Source organism: Solemya pervernicosa gill symbiont (genome assembly GCF_002020875.1).
GTDB lineage: Bacteria > Pseudomonadota > Gammaproteobacteria.
On record NZ_MPRL01000006.1, the window covers coordinates 1 to 12,935 of the forward strand.

Sequence of the window (12,935 nt, forward strand, 5' to 3'; positions counted from 1 at the left end):
GTCGTTCGCTCGCGCTCTCAACTACGAATATGCAGACGGCGTCGACTATCGCGGACTAACCGCCTTCGCTTCGCTATCCATGGCGGTCAGCGAAGGTGTTCACACTCTCACCTTGAGGCATTGGGCCGAAAGCAACGATCTACTGTGCTAAAGTACGGTGATAGTTAACATCCACACTGAAGTAGAAACAGACAAATATACAGTCAGGAATTTCCGATAAGATGCCGACCATCACCATAGATCAGCTCTCTGTACTCCTCGTCGAACCCTCTGGTACGCAGGAGAGAATTATTCGCGGCCACCTTAACGATTTCGGGATTCCACTCGAACGGATACAGACCGCTCAGAATGGTAGTAGTGCACTGCAGATGATGCGTGGCTCTCGCCCCGATCTCGCTATTAGCGCTATGTACCTGCCCGATATGACCGGCACCGATCTGGTCGAGGCGATTCACACCAGTGACGACCTGCATGAGATCGGCTACATCCTGATCTCCAGCGAGACCAATATCCGCGTACTGGAGCCGATTCGACAGGCCGGTGCCATCGCCATCCTACCCAAGCCCTATGTACCCGAGCAGCTGAAGACCGCGCTCTATACCACTCTCGACGTGCTCGAGCCCGAGCCACTCGATCTTGATGATCAGCAGCTGACCATTCTACTGGTTGACGACAGCCTCACCTCACGTCGACATATTCGTCGCATGCTCGAGGGACTGGGAGTGGATGTCATCGTCGAAGCAGAGAATGGTAATGAGGCGATGGGAATGATCAATGAGCAGTTCTTCGATGCGATTGTGACCGACTACAATATGCCTGAGATGGATGGCAAGGAGCTGATCGACCATATTCGTAACAGTAGCAGTCAACCCGGGGTACCGATCCTGATGATCACCAGCGAACAGGACAACAGTCGTCTCGCTGCTGTTGAGCAGGCAGGCGTCTCGGCCATCTGCGACAAACCCTTCGATCCAGAAACGATCAGAAGCTATCTGAAGAATGCGTTGATCTGATCTAACCGATCACACAACAAAAAAGGGGCCGCTAAGCGGCCCCTTTTTTATGCTGCTGAGATAGCCCGTTATTACTAGGCTTCAACTGCCTTCATGCTGAGACGGATACGGCCCTGCTTGTCGACCTCGAGGACCTTAACCTTGATCACATCACCCTCGGTGAGTTTGTCGCTAACCTTCTCGACACGCTCATTGGAGATCTGTGAGATGTGTACCAGTCCATCCTTACCAGGAAGGATGGTGACAAAGGCACCAAAATCCATCAGCTTGGCGACCTTACCCTCGTAGACCACACCGACTTCAACATCAGCGGTGAGCTGCTCGATGCGGCGACGCGCCTCTTTGGCGGCGTTGTTGTCACTCGAGGCAACCTTAACGGTGCCATCATCACTGAGATCGATAGAGGCACCGGTCTCTTCGGTCAGGGCGCGGATGGTTGCACCACCCTTACCGATAACGTCACGAATCTTGTCAGGGTTGATCTTGAAGGTGAGGTAGCGTGGTGCAAAGTCAGACATCTCTTCGCGAGCTGAACTGATCGCCTTGTTCATCTCGCCGAGGATATGGAGACGACCATCCTTCGCCTGTGCCAGCGCCTGCTCCATGATCTCCTGGGTGATACCCTCAATCTTGATATCCATCTGCAGCGCGGTAACACCGTCATTGGTTCCGGCCACCTTAAAATCCATATCGCCGAGGTGATCTTCGTCGCCAAGGATATCGGTCAGAACTGCAAAACCGTTCTCCTCTTTGATCAGACCCATCGCAACACCTGCAACCGGCGCCTTGAGCGGTACACCCGCATCCATCATCGCCAGTGAGCTACCACAGACACTTGCCATGGAGCTGGAGCCGTTCGACTCGGTGATCTCTGAGACAACACGTACGGTGTAGGGAAAGTCCTCAACCGAAGGCATCGCTGCCGCTACACCACGCTTGGCCAGACGACCGTGACCAATCTCACGACGCTTGGGGCTACCAACGCGACCGGTCTCACCGACTGAGTAGGGAGGGAAGTTGTAGTGTAGCAGGAAGTGCTCCTTACGCTCACCTTCGAGTGCATCGATGATCTGTGCATCGCGCTGGGTACCAAGGGTGGTCACAACCAGTGCCTGGGTCTCACCACGGGTGAAGAGTGCAGAACCGTGGGTACGCGGCAGTACACCGGTACGGATGGTGATCGGACGAACGGTCTTGGTATCACGACCATCGATACGCGGCTCACCTGCAATAACACGGCTTCGAACAATGCGCTTCTCGAGCTTACCAACCGCACCGCCAACCTCATCACTGCTGAAGTTTGCATCGTCACCAGCGCTCAGCTTCTCGGTGATCTCGCCGCGGATCTGGGTCAGACGATCGTAACGATCCATCTTCTCACTGATCTGGTAGGCCTCGGTCAGAGCCGCTTCACCCTCGGCAGCAACGGCATCAGCCAGAGTGCTATCGACCTCAGGTGCCTGCCACTCCCATGCGGGGGCATTTACCTCAGCGGCCATCTCCTTGATCGCTGCGATCACGCTCTGAGACTGCTCGTGGCCGTAGATGACCGAACCAAGCATGACGTCCTCAGGAAGCTCCTTCGCCTCAGACTCAACCATCAGCACAGCACTCTCGGTACCGGCAACGATCAGATCGAGCTGCGACTCAGCCAGCTCGCTCATATCAGGGTTAAGTACGTACTCACTGTTGATATAACCAACGCGGGCTGCACCAACAGGACCATTGAAAGGCATGCCCGAGATAGCCAGCGCGGCAGACGAACCGATCAGCGCTGGAATATCGGGATTGATCTCAGGGTCGAGAGAGATAACGGTCAAAATCACCTGAACTTCGTTAGTGAAGCCCTTAGGGAAGAGCGGGCGCAATGGACGGTCAATCAGTCGTGCAGTGAGCGTCTCGTTCTCGCTCGGGCGTCCTTCACGACGGAAGAAGCCACCTGGGATCTTACCCGCAGCGTAGGTCTTCTCCTGATAGTCGACGGTAAGCGGGAAGAAGTCGCGTCCCTCAATCGCCTTGCGCATGCCAACGGCGGTTGCTAGCACGACGGTATCGCCCATGCTAACCATAACCGCGCCACTTGCCTGACGTGCAATCTCGCCGGTTTCCAGAGTTACGCTGTGCTTACCGTACTGAAAGACTTTTTTGATTGAGGCCACAATCGCTCCCTATTTAAGGTTTGATGATTATTGTGATTATTGTCGACGCTTAGCGACGCAGACCGAGGCGACCGATCAGACTCTGATAACGCGACTGATCCTTACCCTTCACATAGTCGAGCAGTTTGCGGCGCTGGTTAACCAGACGCAGCAGACCCTGACGTGAGTGGTGGTCGTGCTTATGAGTGCTGAAGTGCTCGGTCAGGTAGTCGATGCGGGCCGAAATCAGTGCAACCTGCACTTCTGGCGAGCCGGTATCCGTTGGGGAGAGCTGATACTCCTTAACGATCTCGCTCTTCTGTTCAGCATTAATGGTCATCTATCTAAAACTCCTGAATCGATCAAAACAAAATATTTGAAAAAAGTTCGCGTATTCTACACGTTACATACCACCCCAAACAAGCAGGGCGGTGCATTTCTATGCCTGAATCAGCCTTTTGGGGGCGACTCGGCCATCATCCATCATCTCCCCGACACCGAGGAAGGTATTTTTACTGTTGTAGAGCCGTACACAACCGTCGCGAGGCGCCTTCGGCATCATCACCGGCTGCCCCTGCTTGATGTAGTAGGCAGCATCATCGTTGAGCATCAGGTCCGGCCAGTCGGCGATGGCACTCTCAATCGGCAGCAGCAGTTCATCGAGCACATGGTTACCCTGCTCGGCGGCTGCTTCAATCTGCTCCAGCGTCACCATCGAAACATCTTTGTAAGGCCCCACTTCAAGTCGTCTCAGCTCACTGACGTGGGCACCACAGCCGAGCACCTCTCCGATATCCTCAGCCAGAGTGCGCACATAGGTCCCCTTCGAGCAGCGCACATCGAGACGTAGTCGATCACCCTCAATCGAGAGAAAGGTCAGCTCATGAATGGTGACTGGGCGCGGCTCACGCTCCACCTCGATTCCCTCACGCGCAAGCTCATAGAGGCGTTTCCCCTGGTGTTTGAGGGCCGAAAACATCGGCGGCAACTGCATAATCTCGCCGCGGAACTGGCTCAGCACCGCCTCGATCTGCGGCTCATCGAGCTCAGGCACGGGGCGCGAATCAATAATCTCCCCCTCGCTATCGCCGGTTGAGCTCTTCTCACCCAATTTACACTCGACACGATAGAACTTGTCGGCATCGAGCAGGAAAGCGGAAAATTTTGTCGCCTCTCCCATGCAGAGCGGTAGCATGCCGCTGGCCAGTGGATCGAGACTACCGGTATGGCCCGCTTTGCGTGCTTTGAACAGACGCTTTACACGCTGCAGCGCATCATTGGAGGTAATACCCAGCGGCTTATCCAGCAGCAGCACACCATCTACTCTTCTGCCGAAATTACGTCGACGACCCATCTTGACCTCTGAAAGAATTAATTGAAGCTTGACTGTTAGCAGCTACGACTGGCCCGACTCATCTTCGTCGTCACCATCCTGCCGATCCGATGCACAGGCATCCTCAATCAGCTTGGAGAGGTGCATACCGCGCTCTACCGACTCGTCATAGATAAAGTGGAGCTGTGGCACGCTGCGCATCGCCATTTCCTGGCCGAGCGCATGACGCAGAAAACCTGCGGCACGATCGAGTGCTTTTTGCGTATCGGTAGCGGACTGCTGATCACCGAGTACGGTGAAGTAGACCTTGGCATGACCCAGATCGCGCGTCACTCGTACCGCCTGAATGGTGACCATTCCGACACGCGGATCCTTGACCTCATTGCGAATCAGCTCGGCCAGCTCACGCTGGATCTGTTCGCCAACGCGACGAGTTCTGGAAAACTCCTTGGGCATAGTAACGCTACTCAGTGAGTGGACAGGCAGCTGCGATAACAGCTGCTTGTCATGTACGACAGACTACAGGGTACGTGCAACTTCGGTCCGCTCGTAGCACTCGATCTGGTCACCCGCCTTGACGTCGTTGTAGTTCTTGACGCCGATACCACACTCGGTACCCGCTTTGACCTCATTCGCCTCATCCTTGAAACGACGCAGTGACTCAAGCTCACCTTCGTAGATAACCACGTTATCACGCAGTACACGGATAGGATTGCTGCGACGGACGGTGCCATCAACCACCAGACAACCGGCGATTGCACCCAGACTGGAAGAGCGGAACACATCCTTAACCTCAGCCAGACCGATAATCTCCTCTCTCACCTCAGGTGAAAGCATACCGCTCAGTGCACCCTTAACCTCATCAATCACATCGTAAATGACGCTGTAGTAGTGCAGATCGAGACCGGCATCACCAATGATTTGGCGTGCAGTGGCATCGGCGCGGACATTAAATCCGACGATGACCGCACTGGAGGCAACCGCCAGATTGGCATCCGATTCGGTAATACCACCGACACCGCTGGCGACGATCGAGACCTTCACCTCATCGGTGGAGAGCTTGAGCAGTGACTCACGCAGTGCCTCGACACTACCCTGTACATCGGCTTTGAGTACCAGATTGAGGCTATCGACCGTGCCCTCCTCCATCTGGGTAAACATATTCTCCAGCTTGGCCGCCTGCTGGCGTGCCAGACGCATATCACGCGTCTTGCCGTGACGGAACTCAGCCACCTCACGTGCCTTACGCTCATCAGGCAACACCTGCACATCGTCACCCGCATTCGGTGCACCGGAGAGGCCCAGAACCACGACAGGCATCGAAGGTCCCGCCTCTTCGATTTGATCACCATTCTCATCGAACATGGCACGTACACGACCGAACTCATGACCGGAGAGGATAATATCGCCACGTTTGAGCACACCCTCTTGCACCAGCAGCGTAGCCACCGGACCGCGCCCCTTATCAAGACTCGACTCAACCACAATGCCACGAGCTGGGCCTTCAGCAACTGCCTTCAGCTCCAGTACTTCGGCCTGCAATGAGATGGCATCGAGCAGTGCATCGACACCTTCACCGGTCTTGGCTGAAACGTGGGCGAACATGGTGTCACCACCCCAATCCTCGGGAATAACATCGTGCTGGGAAAGCTCGTTCTTGACCTTGTCCGGATCAGCCTCAGGTTTATCGATCTTGTTGACAGCGATAATCATCGGCACACCGGCTGCCTTTGAGTGCTGAATAGCCTCAATGGTCTGCGGCATCACACCATCGTCGGCACCAACTACCAGGATGACGATATCGGTAACCTTGGCACCACGGGCACGCATTGCGGTAAAGGCAGCGTGTCCTGGAGTATCGAGGAAGGAGATAACACCCTTGTCGGTCTCTACATGGTAGGCACCAATATGCTGGGTAATACCGCCCGCCTCTCCAGCCGTCACCTTAGTACGGCGGATATAGTCGAGCAGCGAGGTCTTACCATGGTCAACGTGACCCATAATGGTCACTACCGGCGGACGCTGCACCAGCTCACCCTCGTTCTGCGCCAGCTCGACCAGATTATCTTCAAGCGCATCGGCGTTAATCATGACCGGCGTATGACCCATCTCCTCGACAACAATCGTGGCGGTCTCCTGATCGAGAGGCTGATTGATGGTCACCATACTGCCCATCTTCATCATTACCTTGATCACTTCAGCGGCCTTAATCGACATCTTCTGTGCCAGTTCGGCAACAGTGAGCATCTCGGGGATCGCTATCTCACGCACTACCGGCGCGGTTGGCTTAGCGAACCCATGCTTGTCGGAAGACTCGATGGTGACCTGACGCTCACCGCGTTTCTTCTTGCGACGCCCCTGCTTACCAGCAGCAACGTGAATCTCTTTTCGACCATAACGAGTTGAGGCGTCTTTGGAGGGTGCAGCACGTTCACGACGTGGACGCTTATCATCCTTGGCCTTCTTCTCTTCAACCGGCGCAGCAGCCTTGCTCTTCTCCTGCTCTTTTTCAGCCGTGACTCGTGCTTCTTCTTCAGCCTTGGCGCGTACAGCCGCTTCTACGGCCTTCTTCGCTGCCTCCTCTTCAACACGACGCGCTTCCTCGGCCGCCAGACGTGCAGCCTCTTCAGCCTGCACGCGAGCCTCTTCTTGCTCGCGGGCCTTATCGGTCTCAGCGACATCGTCCACAGCACGATCTTCATCGTCGGCAGCCACTTCAGCACGTTTGACGTAGGTACGTTTCTTGCGAACCTCGACGGTAACCGTTGAGCCCTTGCTACCCTGTTTCAGCGCGCTGGTTGAGCGGCGTTTGAGTGTGATCTTGCTGGGACCACCCTCTTTACCCTTTGCGGAGACTGAACCGTGTTTGCCGCGCAGATAGACCAGCAGTTGGGATTTCTCCTCATCACTGATCGTCGCATCAGGATCGGTAATTGCGATCCCTGCCTCCTTGAGCTGTTCAAGAAGACGTTCAACAGGTGTGCCTACGACTTGTGCAAACTGTTTAACAGATACACTCGACATCGTTACTCCCCCGGGCCTCAGCCCTTCTGCTCGTCCGCAAACCAGGGTTCACGTGCTGTCATAATCAATTGCGCGGCTCGCTCTTCGTCGATATCTTCGATCTCTGCAAGCTCGTCGACAGACTGCTCAGCAAGGTCTTCCATGCTAATAATGCCGTGGCTTGCCAGTACGAAGGCGAGGTGCTGATCCATACCATCCATCTCGAGCAGATCCTGTGCCGGTTCGGCAGTATCGAGCTGCTCTTCACTAGAGATCGCGAGGGTGAGCAGCACATCACGGGCGCGGTTACGCAACTCCTTGACGATATCCTCATCAAACTCTTCAATCTCCATCAACTCACTGTCGGGAACGTAGGCGATCTCCTCAATGGTGGAGAAACCCTCCTGAGCGAGGATAGCTGCAACATCTTCATCAACATCGAGCTGCTCCATAAACTGCTGGACCAGTGCAACCACCTCAGACTCGCTCTTCTCTTCGGCCTGCTGCTCAGACATCACATTAAGATTCCAACCCGTCAACTCACTGGCGAGACGAACATTCTGACCCGCACGGCCAATCGCCTGTGAGAGCTGCTCCTCAGCTACTGCCACATCCATGCTGTGCGAATCTTCATCAACGACGATCGATACAACATCGGCTGGCGCCATCGCGTTGATCACAAATTGCGCTGCATTGTCGTTCCAGAGGATGATGTCGACACGCTCACCAGATAGTTCATTGGAGACAGCCTGCACACGTGAACCGCGCATGCCGACACAGGCTCCAACCGGATCGATACGCTGGTCGTAGGACTTAACCGCAATCTTGGCGCGCTGGCCTGGGTCACGGGCGGCACTATTGATCTCTATCGTGCCCTGCCCAACCTCCGGCACCTCAAGCTTAAACAGCTCAACAAGAAACTCAGGCATGGTGCGGGAGATAAAGAGCTGCGGACCACGCAACTCGCTACTGATCTCGTAGAAGTAACCGCGCAGACGATCACCGGGGCGAATTACCTCACGTGGAATGGTCTGCTCACGCGGGATGAAGGCTTCAACGTTGCCACCCAGATCGAGATAGACGTTGCCGCGCTCAACACGCTTGACGACACCATTGATCAGCTCGCCGATGCGATCCTGATAGGCCTCAACCACCTGTGCACGCTCAGCCTCACGAACCTTCTGTACGATGACCTGCTTGGCAGTCTGGGCACCGATACGCCCAAAGGGCACTGACTCCATCGGCTCTTCGATGTAGGCACCAATCTCGATACCGGGCTGTAGATCCTGGGCACGTGTGTAGAGCACCTGATGATCGGGAGACTCAAACTCTTCGGACTCATCGTCCATCACCTGCCAGCGACGGAAGGTCTCGTAGTCACCCGTTTCACGATCAATAACAACGTGCACATCGATGTTGCCACCGTGACGCTTCTTTGCCGCAGTCGCCAGGGCCACCTCAACAGCACCGAAAATGATGTCCTTCTCGACACCCTTCTCGTTTGATACAACATCAACAACCAGCAGTATCTCTTTGCTCATACCAAACTCCCGCCTCTACAGCGATTACAGTTTCGGCACTAAACGTGCCTGATCAATATCCGTGAACAACAGACTCACTTCCGTTCCACTCTCAAGTTTTAGAACAACCCCACCCTCACAGAGCTCTTTGAGATGCCCCTTGAAGTTTTTCTGGCCACCCATCGGCGCCGCCATGCGGATCTTCGCCTGATGGCCGAGGTATTTCTCAAAGTGCTGCTCTCTAAATAGAGGGCGATCCAGACCTGGCGATGAGACCTCGAGTGAATACTTACCTGGAACCGGATCCTCTACATCGAGTACACCGCTGACCTGATGACTCACCGCTGAGCAGTCATCGAGGTTGATACCGCCCTCTTTATCTATATATAGGCGCAGCACTCCGTGTACTCCACGCCCCTGAAACTCAATACCCAGCAGCTCATAGCCCATGGCTTCCACCACCGGATCGAGTAACGCCTGCAAATTCCACGGATCTTGGTTCATTCTGTTCCAGAAATAAAAAATGGGCCCAAGGCCCACCATAAAAAACTTAAATAGAGACAACACATTACAGCTTGTCATCTACAGGATGAACAATCTCACCCTTCTCATCACCCCGCCTGAATCACGGGTATAAAAAAGCCCCGAAATCGGGGCTATTGCATCTTGGTAGCTAGGACAGGTTGCGTGAAGATTTTAATCACACATCCTACTCGTCGGCCCAGCTTATGCTACCAAGGTGCTATCACAGCGGTCTGGCATCCGCATGTAAATTTAATGTGGTAGCGGGGGTAGGATTTGAACCTACGACCTTCGGGTTATGAGCCCGACGAGCTGCCAGACTGCTCCACCCCGCAACAGCGAAGCGAGAGTTTACATAGGCTCAGGTATCAATGCAAGAGGCTTATCGGGTTAATCTAAAAAAACTATACGATTCGACTAAACAAAGGCTGCGACACAGATTGCCATCAGCGCACCTGGGAAGATGCCCAGTCCCAGCACAGCAAGGCCGTTGATCGTCATCGCCACCTGAGTATCAGCAGGAGTGGTAATCGCCTGCTCATCTGTGGGCTTATCGAAGTAGATCAACTTAACGATGCGGATATAGTAGAAGGCACCGATAATAGAGAAGAAGACGGCAACACCGGCCAGCCAGACCATATCCTGGCGCACAATCGCATCAAGCACGGCCAGCTTGGCGTAGAAACCGACGGTTGGGGGTACGCCCGCCATAGAGAACATCAGGATCATCGCCATTAGCGCCAACCAGGGACTACGATCATTCAGCCCCTTAAAGTCTTCCAGGTTCTCCGCCTCAAAGCCCTTACGACTCAGCAGAATGATCATACCGAAACCACCCAACGCCATTAGTGCATAGGTGATCGCGTAGAACATCGATGCCGAGTAACCGGCTGCGGTACCGGCCAGCACACCTAGCAGGACAAAGCCTGCATGGGAGATTGCCGAGTAGGCGAGCATGCGTTTGATGTTGCTCTGGGCAATGGCAACCACATTACCCACGGCCAGTGAGAGCACGGCTAGAACAGTGAGCATATCGCCCCACTCCGCCTGCAGCCCACCCGAGGCCTCAGCCAGAAGACGAATAAACATGGCGAAGGCTGCCACCTTGGGCGCAGTACTGATATAGAGGGTAATTGCTGTTGGTGCGCCCTGATAGACATCGGGCAGCCACATATGGAATGGCACCGCACCGAGCTTGAAGGCTAGACCCACAACCACAAAGACCAGACCGAAGACCAGAATCATATCCTCGGACGACTGCCACGTTGCGTAGGCCGCAACCTCATTGATCTGCAGCGAACCTGAGGCACCGTAGAGCATTGAGATACCGTAGAGCAACATGCCGGATGCCAGCGCACCCAGCACAAAGTACTTCATCGCCGCCTCAGAGGCCTGCTTCGAGTCACGATCGAGGGCGACCATGGCGTAGAGCGACAGCGATAGTAGCTCCAGGCCAAGGTAGAGCGTCAGCATGCTGGCAGAAGAGATCATGATCATCATACCGAGCACACCAAACAGCCCAAGCACAAAGAACTCACCCTTGAGCAGATTACGCTGGCGCAGATAGTCACGCGAATAGAGGAAGACGCCGGCACTGACCAGCGCCACCGTCACCTTCAGTACATCGCTCATCGCATCACTGACCACACTGCCGTACATCGCCAGCGGTGCGCCCTTGCCGTGCATCAGATAGACCAGGATCGCACTGCCAACCAGTGTGGCCTGGCTGAGCAGATAGGTGATATCGCGCTGCTTATCGCTAAGAAATAGATCGACGATCAGGATCAGACAGGTCATGCCGAGTAGAAACATCTCGGGCATTACGGCCTGATAGTCTGCCAGCGTCAATGCGGATTGGATATTCATTACTCTCGATCCCGTCAGAATTTGCTAATGGTGATGTGCTGCAGCAGATTGTCGATGGTGGCGTGCATCACCTCGGTGACCGGTGCAGGCCACAGACCAAGCACCAGTACCGGTATCGCCAGCAGGGTCAACATTACGAACTCGCGTCGATTGATATCGGTCAGCTCAGCAACACCGTCACTCACCACCTCACCAAAGACCACTCGTTTTATCATCCACAGTGAGTAGGCGGCACCGAGAATCAGAGTGGTCGCCGCGATCACTGCGTACCAGAAGTTAGCCTTGATGCTGGCGAGGATAACCATGAACTCACCGACAAAACCCGATGTACCCGGCAGACCGGAGTTGGCCATAGCGAAAAAGACCATAAAGGCAGCAAATATCGGCATGGTATGGACCACACCACCGTAGTCCTTAATCTGCCGACTGTGCAAACGGTCGTACATTACACCGACACAGAGGAACAGCGCCCCGGAGATGAATCCATGCGAGATCATCTGCACCATGCCGCCTTCCATACCGAGTGCCGCACCCTGCAGGCTGCCACTCTTCTGCACAATGGCGAAGACGATAAAGAATCCGAGCGTGACAAAACCCATGTGTGCGATTGAGGAGTATGCGATCAGCTTCTTCATATCCTCCTGAACCAGTGCGACGAAGCCGATGTAGGCCACTGCCACCAGAGACATCAGGATAATCAACCAGTCGAGTTCACTACTCGCATCGGGAGTAATCGGCAATGAGAAGCGCAGAAAGCCGTAACCACCGATCTTAAGCATGATCGCCGCCAGGATCACCGAACCGCCAGTGGGCGCCTCAACGTGTGCATCCGGAAGCCAGGTGTGGACCGGCCACATTGGCACCTTCACTGCAAAGGCGAGCAGGAAGGCGATAAAGATCAGGATCTGCTCGGTTAGGCCGAGACGCAGGGTATGGAAATCGAGGATCTCGAAGCTGCCCGACAGGTAGTACATGTAGATCAAAGCGACCAGCATGAAGACCGAACCGAAGAAGGTATAGAGGAAGAACTTGATGGTGGCGTAGACACGACGCGGCCCACCCCAGACACCGATAATCAGGAACATCGGTACCAGCATCGCCTCCCAGAAGACGTAGAAGAGCACCGCGTCGAGTGCCGCGAAGACGCCGATCATCAAACCTTCCATAATCAGGAAAGCAGCCAAGTACTGGGCACGCTTGTACTCAATCACCTCCCAGGAGGCGATCACTACCAGAATAGTGATAAAGGTAGTGAGCAGAATCAGCGGCATCGAGATGCCATCAACACCCAGGTGGTAGTGGACGTTGAAGGCCGGAATCCACGACGACATCTCACTGAACTGCATCAGATGGGTCGAGCTGTCGAATCCGGTGTATAGCGGAATGCTGAGCAAGAAGGTCACCAGCGAGGTGATCAGCGCGATCGGGCGCGCTCCCCACGGATCGTTATCTCCCACAGCCAACACCAACAGACCACCCACGATGGGGGCCCAGATCAGCAGGCTAAGCAGCGGTAAATCAGCAAACATTCAGGCCTATC

General features: G+C 54.8%; 10 protein-coding genes and 1 tRNA gene. 1 reads left to right on the top strand and 10 read right to left on the bottom strand.

Features of this window, described 5'->3' with window-relative positions; genetic code table 11:
• The first annotated feature begins 221 nt into the window (after positions 1 to 221).
• On the top strand, positions 222 to 1,013 hold the full coding sequence (locus BOW52_RS02440) for a response regulator (RefSeq protein WP_078482502.1): 792 nt from the start codon (positions 222 to 224) through the stop codon (positions 1,011 to 1,013).
• A gap of 74 nt (positions 1,014 to 1,087) precedes the next feature.
• On the opposite strand, the gene pnp is transcribed toward BOW52_RS02440, so the two are convergent.
• The 10 genes from pnp to BOW52_RS02490 form a co-directional block, all read right to left on the bottom strand.
• Positions 1,088 to 3,172 (bottom strand): polyribonucleotide nucleotidyltransferase, encoded by a 2,085-nt coding sequence (gene pnp / locus BOW52_RS02445; protein WP_078482503.1) that lies wholly within the window; start codon positions 3,170 to 3,172, stop codon positions 1,088 to 1,090.
• Positions 3,173 to 3,221: 49 nt separating this feature from the next.
• Positions 3,222 to 3,491 (bottom strand): 30S ribosomal protein S15, encoded by a 270-nt coding sequence (gene rpsO / locus BOW52_RS02450; protein WP_078482504.1) that lies wholly within the window; start codon positions 3,489 to 3,491, stop codon positions 3,222 to 3,224.
• A gap of 99 nt (positions 3,492 to 3,590) precedes the next feature.
• Positions 3,591 to 4,505: a tRNA pseudouridine(55) synthase TruB gene (gene truB / locus BOW52_RS02455; protein ID WP_078482505.1), complete on the bottom strand. Its 915-nt coding sequence runs from the start codon at positions 4,503 to 4,505 to the stop codon at positions 3,591 to 3,593.
• A gap of 42 nt (positions 4,506 to 4,547) precedes the next feature.
• Positions 4,548 to 4,940 (bottom strand): 30S ribosome-binding factor RbfA, encoded by a 393-nt coding sequence (gene rbfA / locus BOW52_RS02460; protein ID WP_078482506.1) that lies wholly within the window; start codon positions 4,938 to 4,940, stop codon positions 4,548 to 4,550.
• Positions 4,941 to 5,003: 63 nt separating this feature from the next.
• Positions 5,004 to 7,508, bottom strand: a complete 2,505-nt coding sequence (infB, locus tag BOW52_RS02465) for a translation initiation factor IF-2 (RefSeq protein ID WP_078482507.1) — start codon at positions 7,506 to 7,508, stop codon at positions 5,004 to 5,006.
• A gap of 17 nt (positions 7,509 to 7,525) precedes the next feature.
• Positions 7,526 to 9,028, bottom strand: coding sequence for a transcription termination factor NusA (gene nusA / locus BOW52_RS02470; protein ID WP_078482508.1), 1,503 nt, complete (start codon positions 9,026 to 9,028; stop codon positions 7,526 to 7,528).
• Between the two features lie 24 nt (positions 9,029 to 9,052).
• Positions 9,053 to 9,511, bottom strand: a complete 459-nt coding sequence (gene rimP / locus BOW52_RS02475; RefSeq protein ID WP_078482509.1) for a ribosome maturation factor RimP — start codon at positions 9,509 to 9,511, stop codon at positions 9,053 to 9,055.
• Between the two features lie 276 nt (positions 9,512 to 9,787).
• Positions 9,788 to 9,864, bottom strand: a tRNA-Met gene (locus BOW52_RS02480).
• A gap of 82 nt (positions 9,865 to 9,946) precedes the next feature.
• Positions 9,947 to 11,395, bottom strand: coding sequence for an NADH-quinone oxidoreductase subunit NuoN (gene nuoN / locus BOW52_RS02485; protein ID WP_078482510.1), 1,449 nt, complete (start codon positions 11,393 to 11,395; stop codon positions 9,947 to 9,949).
• 14 nt (positions 11,396 to 11,409) lie between these two features.
• On the bottom strand, positions 11,410 to 12,924 hold the full coding sequence (locus BOW52_RS02490; protein ID WP_078482511.1) for an NADH-quinone oxidoreductase subunit M: 1,515 nt from the start codon (positions 12,922 to 12,924) through the stop codon (positions 11,410 to 11,412).
• Between the last annotated feature and the right edge of the window lie 11 nt (positions 12,925 to 12,935).

What these genes read in the sequence shown, in the direction of transcription:
- nuoN (WP_078482510.1), bottom strand. Translation starts at nt 11,395, where the DNA reads ATGAATATCCAATCCGCATTGACGCTGGCAGACTATCAGGCCGTAATG.
- BOW52_RS02490 (WP_078482511.1), bottom strand. Translation starts at nt 12,924, where the DNA reads ATGTTTGCTGATTTACCGCTGCTTAGCCTGCTGATCTGGGCCCCCATC.
- truB (WP_078482505.1), bottom strand. Translation starts at nt 4,505, where the DNA reads ATGGGTCGTCGACGTAATTTCGGCAGAAGAGTAGATGGTGTGCTGCTG.
- nusA (WP_078482508.1), bottom strand. Translation starts at nt 9,028, where the DNA reads ATGAGCAAAGAGATACTGCTGGTTGTTGATGTTGTATCAAACGAGAAG.
- BOW52_RS02440 (WP_078482502.1), top strand. Translation starts at nt 222, where the DNA reads ATGCCGACCATCACCATAGATCAGCTCTCTGTACTCCTCGTCGAACCC.
- infB (WP_078482507.1), bottom strand. Translation starts at nt 7,508, where the DNA reads ATGTCGAGTGTATCTGTTAAACAGTTTGCACAAGTCGTAGGCACACCT.
- rimP (WP_078482509.1), bottom strand. Translation starts at nt 9,511, where the DNA reads ATGAACCAAGATCCGTGGAATTTGCAGGCGTTACTCGATCCGGTGGTG.
- rbfA (WP_078482506.1), bottom strand. Translation starts at nt 4,940, where the DNA reads ATGCCCAAGGAGTTTTCCAGAACTCGTCGCGTTGGCGAACAGATCCAG.
- rpsO (WP_078482504.1), bottom strand. Translation starts at nt 3,491, where the DNA reads ATGACCATTAATGCTGAACAGAAGAGCGAGATCGTTAAGGAGTATCAG.